Origin of the sequence: Maribacter aurantiacus, from assembly GCF_005780245.1 — a bacterium.
In the GTDB taxonomy this organism is placed as follows: domain Bacteria; phylum Bacteroidota; class Bacteroidia; order Flavobacteriales; family Flavobacteriaceae; genus Maribacter; species Maribacter flavus.
On sequence record NZ_VBUK01000002.1, the window covers coordinates 296,661 to 317,397 of the forward strand.

At 42.5% G+C, this 20,737-nt stretch carries 23 protein-coding genes; 14 read left to right on the top strand and 9 right to left on the bottom strand.

Annotation, left to right across the window (positions count from 1 at the left end; all coding sequences use genetic code 11):
• Positions 1 to 34 precede the first annotated feature (34 nt).
• The 8 genes from FEK29_RS06450 to FEK29_RS06485 all read left to right on the top strand — a co-directional run bounded on the left by FEK29_RS06450 (position 35) and on the right by FEK29_RS06485 (position 7,318).
• The gene (locus tag FEK29_RS06450) at positions 35 to 1,405 is read left to right on the top strand and encodes an MATE family efflux transporter (RefSeq protein ID WP_138257603.1); all 1,371 of its coding nucleotides are present in this window, start codon (positions 35 to 37) and stop codon (positions 1,403 to 1,405) included.
• 43 nt (positions 1,406 to 1,448) lie between these two features.
• Positions 1,449 to 1,676: a hypothetical protein gene (locus FEK29_RS06455; protein WP_138257604.1), complete on the top strand. Its 228-nt coding sequence runs from the start codon at positions 1,449 to 1,451 to the stop codon at positions 1,674 to 1,676.
• Positions 1,677 to 1,678: 2 nt separating this feature from the next.
• Positions 1,679 to 2,248: a phosphatase PAP2 family protein gene (locus FEK29_RS06460; protein WP_138257605.1), complete on the top strand. Its 570-nt coding sequence runs from the start codon at positions 1,679 to 1,681 to the stop codon at positions 2,246 to 2,248.
• A complete protein-coding gene (locus FEK29_RS06465; protein ID WP_138257606.1) occupies positions 2,245 to 3,909 on the top strand; it encodes an ArnT family glycosyltransferase in 1,665 nt (554 codons plus the stop codon). Before FEK29_RS06460 ends, FEK29_RS06465 begins: the two co-directional genes overlap by 4 nt.
• A gap of 241 nt (positions 3,910 to 4,150) precedes the next feature.
• A complete protein-coding gene (locus FEK29_RS06470) occupies positions 4,151 to 4,573 on the top strand; it encodes an ABA4-like family protein (protein WP_138257607.1) in 423 nt (140 codons plus the stop codon).
• Positions 4,574 to 4,613: 40 nt separating this feature from the next.
• Positions 4,614 to 5,489, top strand: coding sequence for a hypothetical protein (locus FEK29_RS06475; RefSeq protein WP_138257608.1), 876 nt, complete (start codon positions 4,614 to 4,616; stop codon positions 5,487 to 5,489).
• 10 nt (positions 5,490 to 5,499) lie between these two features.
• A complete protein-coding gene (locus FEK29_RS06480; protein ID WP_138257609.1) occupies positions 5,500 to 6,585 on the top strand; it encodes a sensor histidine kinase in 1,086 nt (361 codons plus the stop codon).
• Positions 6,566 to 7,318, top strand: a complete 753-nt coding sequence (locus tag FEK29_RS06485) for a LytR/AlgR family response regulator transcription factor (protein ID WP_138257610.1) — start codon at positions 6,566 to 6,568, stop codon at positions 7,316 to 7,318. Before FEK29_RS06480 ends, FEK29_RS06485 begins: the two co-directional genes overlap by 20 nt.
• A gap of 107 nt (positions 7,319 to 7,425) precedes the next feature.
• On the opposite strand, the gene FEK29_RS06490 is transcribed toward FEK29_RS06485, so the two are convergent.
• From FEK29_RS06490 to FEK29_RS06510, 5 genes are all read right to left on the bottom strand, one after another.
• Positions 7,426 to 8,283 carry a lysylphosphatidylglycerol synthase transmembrane domain-containing protein gene (locus FEK29_RS06490; RefSeq protein WP_138257611.1) on the bottom strand — a complete coding sequence of 286 codons (858 nt, stop codon included), beginning with the start codon at positions 8,281 to 8,283 and terminating at the stop codon, positions 7,426 to 7,428.
• Positions 8,267 to 9,226 carry a glycosyltransferase family 2 protein gene (locus FEK29_RS06495; RefSeq protein WP_138257612.1) on the bottom strand — a complete coding sequence of 320 codons (960 nt, stop codon included), beginning with the start codon at positions 9,224 to 9,226 and terminating at the stop codon, positions 8,267 to 8,269. The genes FEK29_RS06490 and FEK29_RS06495 overlap by 17 nt, the downstream gene beginning before the upstream one ends.
• A 69-nt stretch (positions 9,227 to 9,295) precedes the next feature.
• Entirely contained in the window at positions 9,296 to 10,285 is a 990-nt protein-coding gene (gene meaB / locus FEK29_RS06500; protein ID WP_138257613.1) for a methylmalonyl Co-A mutase-associated GTPase MeaB, read from the bottom strand.
• Positions 10,286 to 10,321: 36 nt separating this feature from the next.
• Positions 10,322 to 10,882: a DUF2911 domain-containing protein gene (locus FEK29_RS06505; protein WP_138257614.1), complete on the bottom strand. Its 561-nt coding sequence runs from the start codon at positions 10,880 to 10,882 to the stop codon at positions 10,322 to 10,324.
• A gap of 23 nt (positions 10,883 to 10,905) precedes the next feature.
• Positions 10,906 to 11,814: an aldose epimerase family protein gene (locus tag FEK29_RS06510; protein WP_138257615.1), complete on the bottom strand. Its 909-nt coding sequence runs from the start codon at positions 11,812 to 11,814 to the stop codon at positions 10,906 to 10,908.
• Positions 11,815 to 11,920: 106 nt separating this feature from the next.
• Between FEK29_RS06510 and FEK29_RS06515 the strand changes: the two genes are divergently transcribed.
• The 3 genes from FEK29_RS06515 to FEK29_RS06525 are packed head-to-tail and all read left to right on the top strand — an operon-like array spanning position 11,921 to position 14,454.
• Positions 11,921 to 12,466 carry an RNA polymerase sigma factor gene (locus FEK29_RS06515; RefSeq protein ID WP_138257616.1) on the top strand — a complete coding sequence of 182 codons (546 nt, stop codon included), beginning with the start codon at positions 11,921 to 11,923 and terminating at the stop codon, positions 12,464 to 12,466.
• Positions 12,450 to 13,043, top strand: a complete 594-nt coding sequence (locus tag FEK29_RS06520; RefSeq protein ID WP_138257617.1) for a hypothetical protein — start codon at positions 12,450 to 12,452, stop codon at positions 13,041 to 13,043. Before FEK29_RS06515 ends, FEK29_RS06520 begins: the two co-directional genes overlap by 17 nt.
• Positions 13,015 to 14,454 (top strand): hypothetical protein, encoded by a 1,440-nt coding sequence (locus FEK29_RS06525; RefSeq protein ID WP_138257618.1) that lies wholly within the window; start codon positions 13,015 to 13,017, stop codon positions 14,452 to 14,454. Before FEK29_RS06520 ends, FEK29_RS06525 begins: the two co-directional genes overlap by 29 nt.
• Before the next feature lie 17 nt (positions 14,455 to 14,471).
• Here FEK29_RS06525 and FEK29_RS06530 read toward each other — a convergent pair whose 3' ends face one another.
• From FEK29_RS06530 to msrA, 3 genes are all read right to left on the bottom strand, one after another.
• The gene (locus FEK29_RS06530) at positions 14,472 to 15,800 is read right to left on the bottom strand and encodes a Gfo/Idh/MocA family protein (protein ID WP_138257619.1); all 1,329 of its coding nucleotides are present in this window, start codon (positions 15,798 to 15,800) and stop codon (positions 14,472 to 14,474) included.
• A 3-nt stretch (positions 15,801 to 15,803) separates the two neighbouring features.
• Positions 15,804 to 17,129 carry a 3-keto-disaccharide hydrolase gene (locus tag FEK29_RS06535; RefSeq protein ID WP_240042684.1) on the bottom strand — a complete coding sequence of 442 codons (1,326 nt, stop codon included), beginning with the start codon at positions 17,127 to 17,129 and terminating at the stop codon, positions 15,804 to 15,806.
• 136 nt (positions 17,130 to 17,265) lie between these two features.
• Positions 17,266 to 17,964 (bottom strand): peptide-methionine (S)-S-oxide reductase MsrA, encoded by a 699-nt coding sequence (gene msrA, locus FEK29_RS06540; protein ID WP_138257620.1) that lies wholly within the window; start codon positions 17,962 to 17,964, stop codon positions 17,266 to 17,268.
• 199 nt (positions 17,965 to 18,163) lie between these two features.
• On the opposite strand from msrA, the gene FEK29_RS06545 reads away from it, so the two are divergent.
• The 3 genes from FEK29_RS06545 (at position 18,164) to FEK29_RS06555 (ending at position 20,012) form a co-directional block, all read left to right on the top strand.
• Positions 18,164 to 18,844, top strand: coding sequence for a peptidoglycan DD-metalloendopeptidase family protein (locus tag FEK29_RS06545; protein ID WP_138257621.1), 681 nt, complete (start codon positions 18,164 to 18,166; stop codon positions 18,842 to 18,844).
• Positions 18,845 to 19,230: 386 nt separating this feature from the next.
• A complete protein-coding gene (locus FEK29_RS06550; RefSeq protein ID WP_138257622.1) occupies positions 19,231 to 19,467 on the top strand; it encodes a hypothetical protein in 237 nt (78 codons plus the stop codon).
• Between the two features lie 308 nt (positions 19,468 to 19,775).
• The gene (locus FEK29_RS06555; protein ID WP_138257623.1) at positions 19,776 to 20,012 is read left to right on the top strand and encodes a hypothetical protein; all 237 of its coding nucleotides are present in this window, start codon (positions 19,776 to 19,778) and stop codon (positions 20,010 to 20,012) included.
• Here FEK29_RS06555 and FEK29_RS06560 read toward each other — a convergent pair.
• A complete protein-coding gene (locus tag FEK29_RS06560) occupies positions 20,009 to 20,734 on the bottom strand; it encodes an arylesterase (RefSeq protein WP_394347768.1) in 726 nt (241 codons plus the stop codon). The two genes, FEK29_RS06555 and FEK29_RS06560, sit on opposite strands and share 4 nt — an antisense overlap.
• Positions 20,735 to 20,737 lie beyond the last annotated feature (3 nt).

Below are 20,737 nucleotides of genomic sequence, written 5' to 3' on the forward strand. Positions count from 1 at the left end.
ATAAAAGTATCTTTGTCGTTCTAAATTTCCAACCGTGTTTTCGAACTACACCAAAGAATTCGCATACAACATAAAACTTTCCGTACCCGTCATCTTGGGGATGCTGGGCCATACCTTTGTGCAGTTTGCGGACAATATCATGGTAGGCCAATTGGGTACGGCAGAACTGGCTGCCGTTTCGTTGGGGAATAGTTTTGTGTTCATTGCCATGTCACTGGGCATCGGGTTTTCCACGGCCATTACACCCTTGGTCGCGGAAGCCGATGGGGCCGGGAACAAGCAAAATGCCAAAAGTGCCCTAAAACATGGATTGGTACTCTGTACTATTTTGGGTTTTTCGTTATTTCTTCTAATTCTATTGGCCAAGCCATTGATGTATCTAATGGAGCAACCGGAGGAAGTGGTGGAACTTGCCATGCCCTATTTGGATTTGGTCGCCTTCTCATTGGTACCGCTCATCATTTTTCAGGCTTTTAAGCAATTCTCAGAGGGCTTGTCCCAAACCAGATATCCCATGTATGCAACCATTTTGGCCAATGTGGTAAACATCACCCTGAACTATCTTTTGATATTCGGAACCTTTGGATTTCCAAAATTGGGTATTGTGGGCGCTGCGTGGGGTACCTTGATATCAAGGGTCGTTATGGTATTTTATTTGTGGATGCTCCTCAAGAACAAGAAAAAATTCCACGATTACGTAACCGGTTTCAACCTAAAGAACATTGAAAAACGGGTACTACGAAAAATAATTTCCTTAGGGTTTCCATCCGCCTTACAGATGTTTTTCGAGGTGGCCATTTTTACGGCGGCCATTTGGTTGAGCGGCGTTTTGGGGAAAAATCCGCAGGCGGCAAACCAGATTGCGTTGAACTTGAGCAGCATGACCTTTATGTTTGGCATGGGACTGGGGGTCGCTGCCATGATCCGGGTAGGCAATCAGAAGGGACTTAAGGATTATAGGGAATTGCGGCGGATTGCCCAATCCATATTTTTTCTGACCTTGTTGTTGGAAATTCTATTTGCCCTACTTTTCCTTTTGGGCAAGGATTGGTTCCCCACGCTATATTTGGACGTGGACGATAGGATGAATTTTATGGACAATACAGAGGTGATATTATTGGCTTCCCAACTGTTATTGGTAGCGGCTTTCTTTCAGATTTCGGATGGGATTCAGGTGGTGGTTTTGGGTGCCTTGCGGGGCTTGCAGGATGTGAAAATACCCACGTTCATTACCTTTGTGGCCTATTGGTTGATCGGGTTTCCCATTTCCTATTATCTGGGTTTACATACCTCTTTGGAGAGTGTGGGGATTTGGGTGGGACTCCTTACGGGCCTCACGGCATCCGCGATTATGTTGTATATTCGGTTTAACTATTTGACCCAAAAATTGATTCGGACTAGCTAATTTTTTGGACGTACCTTTATCCCAATTTAGTAAAATCAAACGAATGGAATTACCCAAGTTTATATTAGGCGACAATACGGATTATCCAAACGCCATCTATGTTATCCACACCGATTATCCCAGGTTTATCATTAACTTGGAGGACGATGAGGTGGAATGGTTGGAAGAATTTTCAAAGGAGGACGAAAAAGAACTGGAATCCGAGGCAGAAAACCTGATAGAGGCGGCCACTGCCTTTTATGATAGGGAAGTTTCGAGATACGAGGAATAAGGATGCTCGACCAACTACTGCAGTTAGACAAGGATATATTTATCTATTTGAATGGTTTGGGAACCCCTGCATGGGATACCTTTTGGCAGTTCATTTCGCATAAATTAAGTGCCCTTCCCCTGTACCTTTTCCTGCTGATTCTTTCCTATCGAAAATTTGGGTTGAAAGGGACCTTGGTTTTGATGGTGACGGTTGCGTTGTTGATAACGGTATCCGATCAGTTGAGCAATTTTTTTAAATATGGCGTGGGTAGGTTACGGCCCTGTCATGACCCTGAAATTTCTTCCCTAATGCGCCTGGTAAAGAGCTATTGCGGTGGGAAGTATGGATACTTCTCGGCCCATGCCTCCAACGCCTTTGCCGTTGCCCTGTTTTTTGGGATGCTTTTGAAATCGGGTTTACGGTATATCGGTCTCGGTCTTGTTTTTTGGGCTATGGTGGTGGCCTATAGTCGGGTGTACATCGGGGTACATTATCCATTGGATGTCTTGACCGGAGCCCTGATGGGGAGTTTCTTGGGATGGTTGTTTGCGAAGTTATATATATTTGCACATCGGAAATACTCCCTATGATATCCAACCTAAGGTATTGGTTTTTAGTAGTTCTTATTGTTTTGGTGTATATCGCCGGTAGTATCGTGACCCTCTTTGAAAACGATTCCGCTCAGTTCGCCGTGATGGCCATGCGCATGGTGAACGAGAACGATTTTATCAATCTGTTCAAGGGCCCTAACGAGTATTTGGACAAGCCGCATATGCACTATTGGCTGGCGGCACTCTCCTATAAAATTTTTGGAATCCACGATTGGGCCTACAGGATTCCCGGTATTTTGGCAACACTCTTGGGTGCCTATAGTTGCTACGGACTTGGAAAGCTTTTGTACAACGTGGATACGGGGAAATTGGCGGCGCTCGTATTCATGAGCGCCCAGACCATAGTATTGGGAGCGATAGACGTACGTACCGATGCTGTTTTGACCGGCTTTACCATTTTCGCCATTTGGCAACTAACGGCCTACATTGAAAAAGGAAATCTTATGGCAATTCTCTTGGGAGGTTTTGGCGCCGGGATGGCCTTTTCCACCAAGGGTCAGATTGCTTTGGTAGTCATAGGTCTGCCTATTTTGTGCCATTTGGCCTATACTCGGAAATGGCACCGATTTCTAAGTTGGAAGGTACTTTTGGCTCTTTTGGTTTTCGGACTGACCATTGCGCCCATGTTATATGCATATTACCTGCAATTTGACCTACATCCGGAAAAAGTGATTCGGGGTAGGGGAAACCGAAGTGGCATCTTTTTTATTTTCTGGGAACAGAGTTTTGAGCGCATGAGTGGGGAAGGCATCGGGAAGAACAGCAGTGATTACTTCTTTTTCTTCCATACCTTTTTGTGGGTCTTCCTACCTTGGACCCTTTTGGCGCTGGCTGCCTACTGGAGTAGGGCAAAGGCCTTTTTAAAAGTAAGGTTTGCCTACAAGCCCGGCCATGAATTTTTGACCTTGGGTGGGATTACCTTTGTCTTTATACTGATCAGTTTTGCCCAATTCAAACTACCGCATTACCTGAATGTTACCATTCCCTTGTTTTCGGTTCTTACGGCTTCCTTTGTGTACGATGTGCATCTGTCCGACAAAAAAAGGATGACCAAGTTTTTAATGGGTGGCCAATATTTTATCTTATCAGTGGTATTCGTGGCGAGTGCCTTGATCTGTTTTTTTGTATTTAAGTTCGATGGTCTGTTAATTCCGATACTACTGAGTGTAGCCGGGTTGGTCATTGTTTATTTTGCACTTAAAAGGGAGACCTATTTTGCAAAACTCATTACCGTTTCGGTTTGCGCCTCCGTTTTGTTAAATGCGGTTTTGAACCTTCATTTCTACCCGAACCTACTCAAATATCAGGGTGGATCTAATATGTCTGCATTGATTTCGGAACATACTATATCCGTGGATAAAATTTATAAAATTGGAGATGACCATACTTGGGCCTTGGATTTTTACAACAAGTTTCCCGTACAGATCAGTTCCTTGGATGAACTAAAAAACAAAAAGGATGTTTGGGTCTATGTAAACGATGCCGAATTGGAGACCATACGACAATCCCCGCTGGACTGGGACAAGCAATTGACGGTGGATCAATTTAGAATCACCCGATTGCAGGGCAAGTTCTTAAATCCCTCCACGAGGGACCAAGTGGTGCGTAAGATGCATTTGGTGCATTTGAAGCATAAATAGGAGTATTGTTAATTAAAGTTTTTCTTTTTGTTTTAAAAAATTCCGCTTCAACGCTGAAATCAATCAACTCGAGACTTCCAGCTAGAATTTTTTTGTCGCACTAGCAAAATTCACATTTCTATCATCGAAATGTAATTCTAACAATTCAACCCACTTTTAAGACGATTCAAAAAATAGTCATTTTATTTAGGGTGTAGTGTGTCCATCTTTGGCCTATCGATAAAACCTTAAAACACTTAAAATGACCGCAACAATTGTTTTTTCACTGGCAAATATTTTAGTCTTACCCATGTGGGTTTTGATGATTTTTCTACCAAAATGGAGGCCGACCGGGTTCCTAATTGATAATAAAATTATACCGATCGTCCTATCAGGTTTATATGTTTTTTACATCCTGCAAGTGCTGATCTCAAACGGTATGATGGACTTTGGGAGCCTTAAAAGCGTGATGGAATTGTTTACGATAGAAAATGCAGCATTGGCAGGATGGATACACTATTTGGCATTTGACCTCTTGATCGGAATGTGGATGATAGATCAAAATAAGGACCTTAACCTTCATCAGGTATTGATGGCACCTTGCCTTTTCCTAACCTTTATGTTTGGCCCCTTAGGTTTTCTACTGTTTATGGTTCTAAAAGGGCTTAAGTCCAATCCCATATAATTTAACAAAATACATTATTTAACAATTAAAAATATCAATCATGGAACAGCTAATATCCATATTCGTAAAAAATGACCAGCCTTCTTCTGAAAACCTAACCAACCATTCGTTGGTCGGGATAAAACTAAAACGTCTTTTTTCAATAGTGAAGGACCAAAGTCCTGTTTTGTATTGGATATCTATAGTTATATCCCTCTTGGGTCTGTTCTGTATTGTAGGAATTTTTATCGATGAAAGAACTTTATTAGGGGTCAATGTTTGGCTCAAGCCGTTAAAGTTTTCCATATCTATTTCTATCTATTTGATAACTCTTGGATATTTGGTTACAAAATATCCGTACTCCCAGAAAAAGAAGGCAATAATCAACCATCTTACTGCATGGACTTTGCTGTTGGAGTTCTTGATAATTTTCTATCAAGGATCTAGGGGAGTTCAAAGTCATTACAACGTTGCAACTCCTTTTGATGGCATTTTGTTCATGTTCATGGGGATATTTGTAGGGATTAATGTTTTGACCATGGTTTTATTTTTGATTGATGCCATTCGGTTAAAGCTAAGGGTTGCAAAGTCCGTTCAATGGGCCATTTTTTTAGGTTGGCTAATCGTTATTTTTGGAAGTTGGGTGGGAGGACAGATGATAAGTCAACTGGGCCACAATGTTGGGGTTGCCGATGGGCAAGAAGGCTTGCCCTTGGTCAATTGGAGCTTAAAAGGAGGGGATTTAAGGGTAGCACACTTCTTCGCGTTGCACGGCATACAGATAATTCCGTTATTCGCCATGTGGCTAGGTCATAGATGGAAATTCCCCCAAGGCAAACAAATTTGGGTCGTATCTTTATTTGCTTTAATGTTCGCCTCGGTGATAGGGTATATTTTTTATCAGGCAAAACAGGGCGTTCCTTTTATAGCATTTTAATTTTCTTGTAGTGATATATAATAAAGAAAAACGAATAAAATATTTAGGATTTGATGATATTTGGTTTTCTGTTGTTGGCATTTTTATCCTAAGCATTGTTACCTCATATCTTTTCAGTAGCACAACATCGGATATTTCGCTTTTAGAAGTCGCTTTAAGTTGGGTGATTGCATTGATGTTTTCCGCCATAGACTGGGTGATAAATCGAGGGATGATGATTTATTTACGAAGGAAATACCCAGAATTTACTGACGATGCCAAGCGTATCGTATTGTTTTTTCTTACCATAACCTTCACGGTTGTATTTGTAGATTATATAGGAGGGAAGTTATTATCCTTAATACCGGGTATAAATTATAACGTTAATGTATCCAGACTTAAAATGCTTTTGCCCATTATATTAATTACTATAATGACCATGGCGATATACGAGGCTATTTATTATAATATACGTCTTCAAAAATCCATCAGGCAAGAGGAGCGTTCCAAACAAGCCATAGTACAGGCGCAGTTGGACGTTTTACGAAACCAGGCGCAACCGCACTTTTTTTTTAATACCTTGAATACATTACGTGATATTATCGACCAAAACCCTAGGGAGGATGCCAAGAAATTTGTAGATAAGTTATCCGATATGTACCGATTTATACTAGAGACCGGTAATGAAAATCTTCTCCCACTACGAGACGAGCTAAAGTTCGCAAGAGCCTATATCCATATACAATCAGAGCGATTTGGAACTAATCTAATGGTGAATTGGCATATTCCCGAAACTTCATTGGATTATAGGGTTGTCCCTATGAGCCTTCAATTATTGCTTGAAAATGCAATTAAGCACAACATAATATCCAAGGCAAAACCATTAGCCATAGCAGTAGTTGTAAACGATGATAAATTGATTGTGGAAAATAAGATTCAACCCAAATCCACTCAGATACCGTCCACAAAACTGGGACTTGCAAACATCCAAAAAAGATATGCGCTGATTTCCGATACATCCATTGAAATCCATAATGATGGAAACAGGTTTAGAGTAAGCCTACCCTTAATTAAAGTTTCAGAACTAAAAACTAGCCATGAAAATATTGATTATTGAAGACGAGGCAAGGGCCGCAAGTCAATTGCAGCGTATGTTAACTACTTGTGGTTTTGAATACGATCTTTTGGACATAATAGACACTGTAGAGGACAGTATACAATGGTTTCAAGGCAACGCCGCACCAGATTTGGTGTTCATGGACATACAATTGGCCGACGGGTTGAGTTTTGAAATTTTTCAGAAAATCGAAATTGAGGCACCCATTATTTTTACGACTGCATTTGACCAATATGCCATACAGGCCTTTAGGGTGAATAGTGTGGATTATTTGTTAAAGCCTATTCAAGATGCCGATTTGAAAAGGGCCTTGGATAAGTTCAACAGATCTAATAAACCAAACACCCTTGATCCAAGTCTTTTGAGACAACTTCTAAGCAGTTTCCAAATGACTCCCAAACGGGAAGGTATCTTGGTCAAAGATGGTAGCGGTTTTTTTCAGATTAAAGTTTCTGAACTTTTGTACTGTTATTCCGAGGAAAGTGTCACTTTTGGCGTGACTTCTGGAAAACGTTTCATCATTAATGAAACGCTTGATGAACTGTTCGAATCTTTGGACCCAAACAGATTTTTTAAAATAAACCGTAGTCAAATCATTGCCAAAAATGCCATTGAAAAAATAGATTCCTATTTTAACCACCGAGTGAAACTCACCATTACAAACCCACGTGAACAGGAATTCATTGTTAGTCGACCAAAAACCACTGATTTTAAGGAATGGTTGAATATGTAATATGTGAATCGAATTTCTCAGTAACTATCAATCTAATGTACCTTGCATTATTTCAGTAAAACACTATTAAGGGAAAACTACGAGACGTATGTAGTATTTATGATTTGCTAAAGTTTAATGTTCTTAAAATGAAAAACAATCCCCGTCAAGGAGACCAACGCCGTAATCAAAAAGAACACTACACTAATCCCAACGGAGGTGCTTTCTTCTAGGTTCAGTAAAGCGGCACCATAGAAAAAGGTCACTTCCCTACTACCCAAACCTCCAAGGGTCAATGGGATAACGGATACGATGGAAGAAACCAAAAATATAACCAGATACGCAATAATATTGCCCTCAATGGATAGTGCCTTCATAATACAGAGTACACAGAGAAGCTGGGCGAATTGTACTAGGGCGGAATATCCTACGGACTTCCAAAAAATGGGCAGGACATACTGGAAAAATCGCTTGTTTAAAAAGAAAAAGGTCCCCACAGATATGGGTGTTAAAATAAGGAATAACCATCGATATGGGTTAAAAAGCTCAAATTCCAGTACCCATAACAGGCCACAGGCATAGATAAACAGGAGTAGCAGGCCACTGAGTCGGTCTAGCGCCAAAACACTCACCACGCGCTTGGTTGGTACCTCGAAGGTCTTTTTTATCAGGTAGCCTTTGTAGGCGTCCCCACCTATCCCGCCAGGTAAAAAAAGGTTGTAGAACATACCTAAAAGGTAGAGCTTCAAATTGCTTTTTTGGGAGAGCGGGATTCCAAGCTGATGGAAATAAGCGTTCAGCCGAATGGAAGCGAGTATTTTGGACACAGAAAACAAAAGTACAGCTGCGGTCAAATACAGGGGGTTGCCTTTTTTCAAGGTGTTCACTACTTCCGTGAAATCGATTTTGGTAAATATGAAGTAAACAAGCGCAATGCTTATCAACAACTTTAGGGCGGTGGTAAAGGTCTTACGCGGATTGGCCACCTATGCTTACTTTTTTGATTCGGTACGGTCTTTTCTGTTGCGATTCGTAATAGGTACGTATCAACAATTCCATCACGATGCCTATGGTAAACAGTTGGATACCTGCCAAAATGAACATCATCCCAAAAATCAATAAGGGCCTGTTCCCAATATCCTCGCCCAAACCGAACTTCACTAATAAAAGATAGATATTTATCAATATTCCAAGGATGATCAAAAGAAATCCAAAGATGCCGAAAAGGTGAATAGGTCTTTGAAAATATTTTCGGATAAAGAGCAACAACATCATATCTGCCACCACCTTAAATACACGTTCCAACCCGTATTTGGAAACTCCGGCATGTCGGGCATGGTGCTTCACGGGCACCTGTTTAATTTGAGCACCTTCCAAATGGGCCAAGAGGGTTATAAAGCGATGCATTTCCCCATAAAGATTCAAATCCTTGGCAATGTCCTTGGTAAACACTTTTAGTGCGCAACCATTATCCTTAATATCCAATTTGGTAACCCGTCTTACCATATAATTGGCAATTTTCGATGGTATTTTTTTTACCAAGGAATCCTTACGCTTTTGACGGATTCCGGTAACCAGGTCATAATCATCGTTTACGGCATAGGAGAGCATCTGCGGAATATCGCTGGGGTCGTTCTGAAGATCCCCGTCCATGGTAATAATGTATTCCCCTTCGGCGTAATCTATACCGGCAGCTAGCGCTAGGCTCTGACCGTAATTTTTCTTGAGTTCTATGAGATGTACCTTTGGGTCCTTCATTCCCTTGACCACTTTTTTGGTGCCGTCAGTAGAAAAATCGTCGATGTAGATAATTTGGTAATTATATCCAGGTAGGCTTTCATGGATTTTTTGGGTCAACAACACCACATTTTTTTCCTCATTGTACAGAGGGACTACCACAGAGAGTAGGGAAGGGGTTACAATATCCATCAAGCGGTTTTTGGATTATGGGGCAAAGTTAAGTTTTTATTCGAACACTGTTAGCAAAGGATTTCCTGTCTATGCTTTCCTATACGCTCTAAGTAGGCGTTCGGCGGCAACAAAGGGGGTGATTTCACTTTCCATAACCTTTTCTTCCATGGATGACAGTGCTTGGGAAAGGGTTGGATTATCATAAAAATCCTGAAGCAGGATGTGGTTCAAATGATGCCGAAGCCACTTTTTGTTCTGTTGTTTTCGTGTCCGATGGAAAGAACCGTTTTCCTTTGTATGCAACATGAATTTTTCAATACAGGACCAAATCGGTTTCAAACCTGTGTTCTGCATGGCGGAACAGGTCATAACCTGCGGAATCCATCCGTTTTCCTTGGCCGATAATAGGTGCAGTGCCCTGCTGAATTCCAACTGGGCCGTTTCGGCAGGTTGTACGTTCTGACCATCGGCCTTGTTGATCGCTATGGCATCTGCCATTTCCATGACCCCCCTTTTAATGCCTTGTAGCTCATCGCCCGCACCGGGCAATTTTAACAAAAGGAAAAAGTCTGTCATATCCCGTACCGCGGTTTCGTTTTGTCCAACCCCAACGGTCTCTATCAAAATTACGTCGTACCCGGCAGCTTCCAAAAGTATGATGGTTTCCCTTGTTTTTCTGGCCACACCACCGAGTGAGCCACTCGTTGGTGAGGGTCTTATGAAGGCATTTTTTTCCTTGGATAAGGTTTCCATCCGAACCTTATCCCCCAAAATACTGCCTTTTGTCTCGTTGCTCGAGGGATCAATGGTAAGTACCGCGACCTTCTTCCCTCTGTGGACCAATAACATTCCAAAATTCTCGATGAAGGTGCTTTTGCCAACGCCCGGCACTCCCGTGATACCAACACGAACCGATTCTTTCTGGTATTCAAGGCACTTTTCCAGAAGTCCTTCAGCTATTTTCTGATGCTCCTTTTTGGTACTTTCAATTAAGGTAATAGCCTTGGCAAGGGTGGTCCGGTCATTCTCGATGACCTTTTTTGACAAGTCGTTAATGTAGGCTACATCGGGAGTCATTTTAAAGCTTCTTTCTAAATGTCCAATGGCTTTCGGCTATTTGTTTATGGGCACGTTGATACGTGTTTGGTCCCAGGAGAGGCTTAAATAAAGCTGGTCTTCATTGGTAAAGTCGATGGTAAAGTTTTCCACAGGTTGCGAAATTTCCCTTGAGGGCACTTCTACATTGATGAGGTCCTCGCCCGCATCCCTGGTAGTCTGTGTGCCACCCCCAAAAATGCTAACCCCCCAATCCGGTACTTCCTTATTGAAAATCACCTTCCAACTTTCCTTATTTGGAATGGTCCATAGGGAATACGTTCCCGCGGGCAAGGGCTTGTCGATTATTTTGATTGCCCCTGATGTAGTAAAAGTCGTGGGTTCGTTGGCTCCCGTACGCCACACTTGATCAAAGGGCACCAGACCGCCAAAAATGGGTCTGCCTTTTTTGGCGGGACTGGAATAATGGACCTCGAGTTGGGTACCTTGTAGGGTATAGGAGCTCGTTTTTTCCGGGCTGTGTTTCTTGGTCTCTTTTCGCAAATAGGGTAGGCCCACAAAGTAAAACAGGCCAAATAAAACTATAAGTACCGCTACAATTCTTTTTAGGAATTTCATGTCTTTTGAAGTGTTAAGTAGTCCTAAGGTACTAAATCAAAGGTAAAGATGGTAATGTTGTTATAGGTTTCCCCGGGCCTTAAAACACTGCTTGGAAAGTCCGGTTGGTTGGGTGCATCGGGGTAATTCTGGGTTTCAAAACAAATTCCGGGAAAATCCAAGGGAGTGTAGACCACCAAGGCGGGTTGGTTCGTGAATACCTGCATGGTAATACCGGATTTAGCCGAATGTAATTCCGCCACTTTTTCACTACCCATGTCTTTTATATAAGGTGTGTCCAAACGCTGTACGCCAATTTCCCTTGGCAGTAAAAAATCATATTTGGATTTCCGCACAGGGATGATATCGCCCGTAGGTAACAGATTTTCGTCTGTTTCCAGTATATATGGGCAGTTGAGCTGTAATTCATAATTGTCTATGTACGGGCTGTCATCCAATTTAAAATAGGAATGATTGGTCAAATTGATGACCGTACTGCGGTCCGTCACCGCTTGGTGTATGACCTGTAAAGCATTTTTGACCAGTTTATAGGTTACGTTTACGGTCAGGTTTCCCGGGTACCCTTCCTCAAGATGTTTGCTTTTATAGGATAATTTCACCATTGGGTCATCTGCATAGGACACCTCCTCAATTTGCCAATATTTTTGATGAAATCCTTCCTTGCCACCATGAAGATGCACCCCATCTTCATGGTAGAGTAAAAATTTTTCCCGATCTAAAACAAAACTACCGTTGGAAATACGCCCGGCGTATCTGCCTATGCATGCTCCCAAACAATTTTCATCCAAACGATATCGGCTTGGGTGGTTGTATCCAACTACCACATTGGTGTAGTTTCCGTCCTTTCCATTTACCAGAAGTTTCTGGATAATGGCGCCGTAGTCCAGGACCATTAAGGTCATAAATTCGTTGGAAATCGTAACTTGTTTCAAGCGGAAATATTAAAAAGATTCGTAAAAATAGAAGTTTTTTGCAACACCCTTTTTTTTCTTTCGTCCTTAAAGTAACAACAACTAAAAACAAACACCAAACCTACCAATGTTTCAAATTGACATTGTTGAAAAATGTAAGGCAAACGACCGCACTGCACAAATGCAATTGTACCGGCAGTATTGTGACGGAATGTACTGTGTAGCCATGCGTTTTTTAAAAAATGCGGACGATGCAGAGGATGTATTGCAGGAAGCTTTTATCAAGGCTTTTCAAAAAATACATCAGTTTAAGGGAGAGGTGACGTTCGGGGCGTGGTTAAAGCGTATTGTGGTGAACAAATGTATCGATTTCTTGAAGTCGAAAAAGGAACGGACCATCGCTTTGGACGAAACGTATATGCGGCCGGTGGATACCGATGATGATTGGACAGTGGAGGAACATATCGATATTGAAGAAGTAAAGGAGGCCATTGGGCAATTGCAAGGAAAATATAGATATGTCGTGATGATGTATTTGGTAGAAGGTTTTGACCACAAGGAAATTTCAGAAGTATTGAACATAACCGAAACCGCCTGCAGAACGCGATTGTTGCGCGGTAAAGGTCAACTAAAGGAGTTGTTAAAAACAAAAGGATATGGCACGGGATCTTAAAAAATTGTTCGATAAGGAACGTGAGGAACAAACCTTCAAAATGAAGCGGGAACATGAAGCCCGCTTTTTGGCCAGGCTGGAGGAGTCGCTTCCACAGGAAAGGGAGCAAACTTCCCTTTGGAATACCTGGCGGGTGGCCGCTTCGGTCATACTACTTGTTGGAGTGGGAATTTTTGCCTATGTACAAATCAATACGACGGAGGATGTACCCATCACGGTGGTTGACACTGAAAAATCCAAAGAAGATGACAAGGGCTTTTCCTTTGGGGACCTTTCGCCCGATTTAAAAAAGGTGGAGAATTACTACGTGGCCAATATCAATATGGAGCTTTCCCAATTGGAGATATCGGAAGCCAACAAGGAGCTTGTGGATAGTTTTATGGAACGGTTGGCCGAACTGAATTCCGAATACCAAAACTTGAACGCCGAATTGAACGAATTGGGCCCCAACGACCAGACCATTGGGGCGCTCATAGAAAACCTGCAGCTTAGGTTGCAGTTATTGCAGAAATTAAAAAAGAAGTTAAATCAATTAAAATCATCAAAAAATGAACAGATCACCAAAAATAGTATCTAAACAAGGCATCATTGCTTTAGGATTTTGTATGGGTTCCCTAGTGGGTTTTGCCCAGAAGGAAAGCCGCACCTATACGGAAAGTTTTAATGTAGATAAGGATGCCGTTTTGGATATCAATACGAGTTACGCCGATATTGAGTTCGAAACCTGGAACAAAAATACAGTTGAAGTGGCCGCGGTCGTAGAATTGGAAGGGGCTGATAAAGAAGAAGCGGAGAATTACTTTGCGAACGCCCCAATAAAGATTATGGGGAATAGTTCCAGGGTCGAGATTTCTTCCGGTTCCAATAAATTCGGGTTTTTGGGCTCCCAGGATTTCGAGTTCGAATTTGGGGATTTGGATATTGAGATTCCAGAAATGGCACCCTTTGTGGTGGAAATTCCGGAGATAGCACCTTTCCCGGAAATCGTGGAGATGCCGCCCATGCCCCCTTTGCCCCTTACCGATGCCTTTGAGTTTGACTATAAGGCCTATCAAAAGGATGGGGAAAAGTACATGAAAAAATGGCAAGAGGACTTCAAAAAGAGCTTTGATGAAAAGCATCAGAAAAAACTGGAGGAATGGGCCAAACGTATGGAAGAGCGAGGAAAAGATATGGAAAAGCGTATGGAGGAACGGGAGAAACACAGAGAGGAAATGGAAAAAAGGCGAGAAGAACTTATAGAACAACGTATAGAACAACGCGAGGCGATGCAGGAATTAAAACATGAGGAGCGAAAGGCACGTCAAGAGGCGATGCGTTTAAAAAGTAGGCATGAGGGTCCCAATATTTTTTATTTTTCCACGGATGGGGAAAACAAGAACTTTAAAATCAAAAAGACTATAAGGATAAAAATGCCAAAATCTACCAAGATTAAAATGAACGTGCGGCATGGCGAGGTAAAGTTGGCGGAAAATACCACAAACTTGAATGCGACCCTGTCGCATTCAAGCCTATGGGCTACTACCATTGACGGAGATGAAACGCAGGTTTCCGTATCGTATTCTCCGGTAAACGTCCGCAACTGGAATTATGGTCAATTAAAGACCAACTATTCCAAGGATATTGAGTTACGTGAAGTGGGAAGTTTACAATTACAGGCAACTTCGTCCGATGTCACTATCTATAAATTGCTAAAAAGGGCCTTTATCAAAAATGATTTCGGGCCCTTGAAAATTGTTTCCATTGACAATGACTTTGAAGAGATGGACGTATCCTTGAAGAACGCAGAATTCCATTTTGCACTTCCTTCAGTGGCGACTTCGATTTACATTAAGGGAAATGCTTCGGAAATGGTTTTGCCCAAAAAACTGACCCTGACCGAGACAAAAAATGGAAATACCAAGATTTTAAAAGGATATCACCTATCCGATAATAAAGACCGTTCCCTGGTCATTACTTCGGATTATAGCGAAGTGACCATCCAATAAGTATCTTTGCCTCTTTTCTACAGTTTTGGTTCCCATCCAGGAGCATACTCGCGTTTCCAGAAATTCATCGCCATCTCATTGTTCAGCACTTTTCCTGTAGCGGTATCAATTTTTAAGGTCTCCCCGGCATCTTGGGCCATATTGCCCAAATGGCAGAGCATGGTCGTGATGCTGGCATCTTGAATATCTGCATGTAAACTCTCATCCTGCCGTATGGCATTGAAGAAGTTGCCTACATGATTCACGTCCAATTGGCCTTCCCCACGGGTATTCGTAGTTTCGCTAGCGCCTCCCTCTTTTTCCTCCTTTAACAGATTCCCTTGCAAATCGTATAACTGATAAAAGTTACGATCTAGCATGATGGAGCCTTTGCTGCCGTAGATGGTAATGCCCCTACCCGGTCTTTCCGGTTTCATGATGCCGCGACTATGTCCGGTCCAGGTAATGAATTTGTCATTATCGAAGGAGAACGTGACCTGTTGGTTGTCTACAAACTCCCAATCGTCGTCATACGTGTATTTTCCCCCAAAGGAAGTGACACTGTTGGGTAGGTCAACGCCTAGGGCCCATCTACATATATCAATTTCATGGGTTCCATTGTTATGGATTTCGCCCGTTCCCCAATTCCGGAACCAATGCCAGTTGTACGGATGTACATTGTCCTTATATTTTTCTCGTAAAGCTGGACCTTGCCACAATTCCCAATCCAAGGTTTTGGGGACATCGATTACGGTGCCTTTGCCAATACTTCCCCTATTGTTGGAGTAATAGGCTTCGCCTTTATACACATCGCCAATGATTCCTTCCCAAATATCCTTGATAGCGCTAATGGAGGTTATCGCAGAACGTTGTTGGTTTCCCATTTGCACTTTCTTTCCATATTTCCTTTGGGCGGCCGTCAACAATTCGTTTTCATGGGGATTGTGGCTACAGGGTTTTTCCACGTAGACATGTTTTCCTGCCTGAAGTGCCAAAATCGCCATAGGGGCATGCCAGTGTTCCGGGGTGGCAATAAATACGGCATCTACCTTTTTGTCTTCCAGGATTTTCCGAAAATCCTTTTCTACTTTGGGTACATAACCAATATTTTCTTGGCACCATACATTGTGTTCTTCAATGATGACATCGTCTACGTCACAGCTATACAAAATGGTGGCATTTGGGTCGGCATGAATGGCCTTTACATGCGCTTTTGCCCGACTGCGAACCCCAATGACCGCACAATTGATTTTATCGTTTGCTCCTAAAATTCTGCCGTAAGAGGCCGATGAAAATAGCATGCCGCCAAAGGTCAAACCTGCCGTGCCGGCACTTGTTTTCTTTATAAAATTTCTTCTTGTTGTCATTGCCTATTCTTTTGTGGTTGGTTTTATTTTTATATTCTTGAAGGAAACGCGGTCCCCATGGTCTTGAAGGAGAATATGCCCTTTTTCCGCTTCCCCAAAGTTGGGCCAGGTCACATATTTACTTTCGGAAACCAATTTTCGATAGTCATCGCTACCGCGTTCGTATTCCAAAACCTTCATACCGTTCAGCCAATGTTCTACATGTCCGTCCTTAGAAATTATATGGGCCGTGTTCCACTCGCCAATGGGATTTATGGGTTTGTTTTCATCGGCCTTGATTAGGTCATATAGCGATGCGACCGTCCTGCTACCCTCATGATTGCCCAATTTGGCATCAGGATGGCGTTCATCGTCCAAAATTTGGTATTCGAGACCAATAGAAGAGCCCGGACCTTTGTTGATATCAGTATCCACGTAATATTTGATGCCGCTATTCGCACCTTCGGTAATTTTAAAATCCACTTTTAACTCAAAATCGCCAAAGGTCTCCTTGGTCACAATATCACCACCTGCCGCTGATTCTTCACCTCCTGACGAAAGTACGGTCAATACGCCGTTTTCTATTTCCCATCCTTTATCGGGGAATTCATCCAATCGGGCACCCCGCCATCCGTCGGTTGTCTTGCCGTCCCAAAGCATTTGCCAGCCATTTTTTTCCTCGTCAATGCCCAAAGCGTTTTTGGTAATAATCGGGTCGATTGGGGTTTCGGTAGCATATTTGGAAAGACTATCCGTCAGGATTTTAATGTTCTTCCAACTAATTTCGGTGCCTTCCTGTTGGTCATCGCCAATACTGTGTACTTGTAGCGCAATAAAACCATTGGAGGTTTTATCATCGATCAAATGTGCGGCCGGTACACCGTTGATCCATGTTTTTAAAGTATCGCCTATGGCCTCGATCCTGTAATGGTTCCAATCATTTTGTTTAAATGCCTTTTGAGCTTCAGGATTTCTGGTCAAAGGGTTCAACCATCCTCGCCGGGCCTCGTCATAGATACCTGCGCTCCAAGCCCTTTCCGATGGGTCGATTTCAATCTGATAACCATGCACCCTTCCGTCCATATAATGGGGAAAGCTGTTGCTCCTTATTTGTATTCCAGAGTTCATGGAGGGGTCTACCTTATAATCCAGCTCTAGGATAAAATCCTCGTACATTTTATTGCTGGTCAAAAAGGAGTTTGGGGTATCGTGGACGGTACTTCCTACGATACTGTTATCACGGACCGTGTAATTTGCCGTTCCCCCTTTTTGGGTCCAACCCTCAAGGGATTGTCCGTCGAATAAGGATACCCAAGGGGTATTATCGGTGGGTTCCTGCTTGCAGGACATACATAGGAAAGCCCCAATGGAGAATGCGTAAAAAATCAACTTGTTTTTTGTCATGGCGATGCTTGTGGTTGTTAATCGGTTCAAAAAAAAGCGTCTTAAAAAAGACGCTTGAAGATAGTAATTTTATGTTGTATTGCTAATGCACTTCCTTTTTTAAGTAATCCCCAAAATTGGCCTTAAACCGATTCAACCTGGGAATGGAAACGTTACGGATGTAGGAATTGTTAGGGTGTTTTCTTTCATAATCCTGGTGGTAGTCCTCAGCATCATAGAACTTGGTAAAGGCGGTCACTTCCGTGGTAATGGGCGCCCCGCCGTAAACATTTTGGTCTTTCAGCGCTTGGATATAACTGTCTATGATTTTCTTTTCCTGCTCGTTCTTATAAAAGGCAATGGAGCGATATTGCGTACCCCGGTCCGGTCCCTGACGGTTTAAGGTCGTGGGGTCGTGCGACCCAAAAAATACCTGTACCAATTCCACAAAGGAAATTTGGGAAGGGTCATAGTACACTTCAACGGCTTCGGCATGGGAACTCTGTCCGCTTCCTACCATTTCATAGGTGGGATTTTCTTCTGTGCCCCCGGCGTAGCCCGAGATTACTTCCTTTACTCCCCTAACACTTTCAAAAATGGCCTCCACGCACCAAAAGCAACCACTGGCAAAGTAGGCCGTTTCGTATTTGCTGAGGTCCTGTGGACTCAATTTTTCAATTTTTTCCGATGTTGCAGTCCTTTCAGAGGCGTTCTCCGAAATTGTTGCAGGTTTGGTTTTGGACTGGCAACTTGTGGCCAACAGAATGGCCATTACCATAAGGGAATGTTGTATGAACTTCATTGTAATTGGTTTTTTGTGCGCATGTTTAGTAGGAAAAATACAAAGTACTTACCTCAAAAAAGGTTAAAATATGTTAAGGATAGTGGGTGACGACTTAATTTTATTCCATGAACCCTCATCGCGGGGTTCGTTATTGTAGTTTAAACATCTTTGTAAACGTAAATGTTTAAAATCAAGCTAATAACCTAATTTTAATTGTGTGAACGAACTGGAGCAATTACTTTTTTCATATTCCGAAAAGTCCATTACCATCTTGGATGAGGCTTTACCCATTGAAAACTATGTATCGTTGGATTTATCCAGTTCGAATTCCGATTTGAATGGTGTGAACATTACCGACCCAAACGAATGCCAATCCTACATTGACTCTATTTTAAAAAGGCAGGGAGGTAAGGTTGCCCATGGCGGTTATTTGGAACAGAGAAATCTCTATGCCGATAAGTCCGGCTTCAATGAAAAAACACAACCACCAAGAAATATCCATTTGGGAATCGATTATTGGGCGCCAGCCGGCACCAAAGTAATAACTCCTTTGGATGGAGTGGTCCATAGTTTTAAGAACAATGCGATCAGGGGCGATTATGGACCCACCATAATTCTGGAGCATAATATACAAGGTTTGGTCTTTTATACACTATATGGGCATTTAAGTTTGGAATCGTTGGAAGGACTATCGGTTGGGAAGGAATTTGCGGTCGGAAGCCTTCTGGCCACCTTGGGTACGCCAGATATCAATGTAAATTACGCCCCGCACCTGCATTTTCAGATTATCCATGATTTGGGTGGATACACGGGCGATTATCCGGGCGTATGTGCCCAGAAAGACCTCGATTATTACAGGAAGAATTGCCCAGATCCCAATCTGCTATTGAAAATTTAATCTAAATAATTCCTCAACGGCTTTGCCTCGAGGTTTCCGATGGTACCTACCCATCGGGGAAGTCGGAATTGCCTTTTCGCTCCCGATAGTTATAGGGACCGTGTGGGGTAAATATAAAATTTCGGTTCCCGATGGTAATCGGGATAAACTGGCGGAATACCCCTATTACCTGCCTAGGGAATACTCGGTTTCAAGAAATTTTTTATTCTGCTCGATTAAAAACACCTTTTTTCGATAACCTGTTTTTTGTTCAAGGTCCGTTCGTCGAGCGAATTTTACACTTAATCCGGACCGGTGCAGCTTATCGAGAAACACCTGTTTTTCAACGAATGGCAACCCCCTGAAATACGCTTGCGGTAGTTATAATAATGTAACAAACGCAAGTCATGAAAACAGTAGCGACCATCTTCTTCATCTTCTTCATAGGAACCGCGGCCAGTGCCCAGGACAGGGCTGAGACCCTAAAGGTAGAGACCATCGAAATGGGCATCGTTACCGAAACGGCTCCGATAAAAAAGATGGAGGTAAAACAGGAAGTGGCCCGTTTGTACCGGTTCAAGAACTCAAGGGTAAAGAAGGAACTTTCCTTTACTACCAAAGCGAACAGCCCTAAAATGGCTTAACCTATACCAGTATCCCCTCGGTATCCCTACCTGCCCAAAGGGCAGGTTTGGGACTACCCCTTCAAATGTTCGTATGCTCTTTCAGCTTTTATAAATGATTCCGTTGTGACGTGTAAGAATCGGTTTTTTTTACCGATGAAATGCTTAAAAACATCGGTGAACTATAATTTTAATTGTAGGAAAATACGTATTATCGATTGTTGTTCGTCGAAAAGTTTGAATTTCATCGGTAAAACCTGACATTTTATCGAAACTCAAATTTTAAATCGGCAATATTGGAGTTATATACAGACCAAATCTACCTACAAATGAAGACTATTCTTAGTTTAATGCTTGTTATTTGCATGGGGACTTTTGCCCAAGCTCAGAAAGCGGAAATTGAAGTGAAAGTGAGTACCATTTCAATGCCCATAGCTGAACCCATGGACCAAACTAATTTGGGTGAAAAGTTCCCAGCGGTAACAGGTATTTTCGTTCTAAAGCATTCGAGGGTCAAGCGGGCCCTATCCTTTATCGTGGAGGAAAAAAATGAAAAACTGGCCTAATCCATCGATGTTTCGGTCACGTTTTCCTCTAGGACTACGGGTCCTAGGATGTCCCAAACATTTTCGGCAACAATTTTTTGACCTTCTGCCGTTGGATGTATGCCGTCTTCTAAATTTAGTTCAGGTTCGCCTGCAACCCCTTCCAATAAAAACGGGATCAGCAAAATATCATTTTCCTGTGCGAGATCGGGGAACATACTTCTAAATTCTGAGGTATACTCCAACCCCATGTTTGGCGGAATCTGCATTCCGGCAAGTATGATAGTGGTTTCCGGATTTTTTTGGCGCACGGCATCGATGATCATCTGAAGGTTTTCCCTGGATTTGTCCAAGGGAATCCCCCTGAGTCCGTCATTGGCACCAAGTTCCAACACAAAAATATCCACCTCTTGGTTCAAGACCCAATCCAATCTATTGAGTCCCCCGGAGGTAGTTTCACCACTCAGTCCGGAGTTGATAACGGTGTAATTCAATCCCAGGGAATCAAGGCGCTTCTGTATCAGATTTGGGAATCCCTGTTCTGTTTCCAGTCCATAGGCGGCGGTAAGGCTGTTCCCAAAAAATAGGATTACCTTGTCATCCGCAGTTTCCCCCTGTTCAAGGGTAACATCGTCTTGGTTCGTATTGTCCTCCGTATTTTTTTGTTGTTTCTGACCTTCACCACAGGCAATAAGGGCGAAAAAAGCCAAAAAATAACTAAACTTTAATACTTTGTGCATCATGGT